The sequence below is a fragment of the Photobacterium aphoticum genome, from assembly GCF_001029435.1.
GTDB classification, from domain to species: Bacteria; Pseudomonadota; Gammaproteobacteria; order Enterobacterales; family Vibrionaceae; genus Photobacterium; species Photobacterium aphoticum.
Genome location: NZ_LDOV01000089.1, coordinates 1 through 388 on the forward strand (window position 1 = coordinate 1; position 388 = coordinate 388).

Genomic DNA, 388 nt, shown 5'->3' on the forward strand with positions numbered 1-388 from the left:
CTAAATCGCAGTGTTCTAAAAACATTTAAGTCAAAGCTCACGATTTCACCTATCCGAAAAACTCAGCTTGTAAATATCAGTTTTGAATCAGAAGATCCTGCATTGGCTGCCAAAATTGCCAATGAAGTCGGCCAGTCCTTTATCGAAAACAATCTCGAGTCAAAATTACTTGCAACTGAACAAGCGACCAGTTGGATTAACCAGCGACTTGCAGAGTTGAAGAGCAAGTTGGATAGCTCAGAACAAGCATTGCTGCAGTTTCTGGAAGCGCAAAAGCTGATTGATGATAGCGGTATTGTGGCGTTAACCAGTTCAGAACTGTCAAATCTTACTGACCGCATTGCTCAAGCAACCGAGAAGCGAATTGAAACTCAAGCGCTGTTCAATG

The 388-nt window shown here is 42.3% G+C and carries 1 pseudogene; it reads left to right on the forward strand.

Annotation, left to right across the window (positions count from 1 at the left end):
* Window positions 1-388: pseudogene (locus ABT58_RS24270) on the forward strand (GumC family protein); the annotation flags it as partial.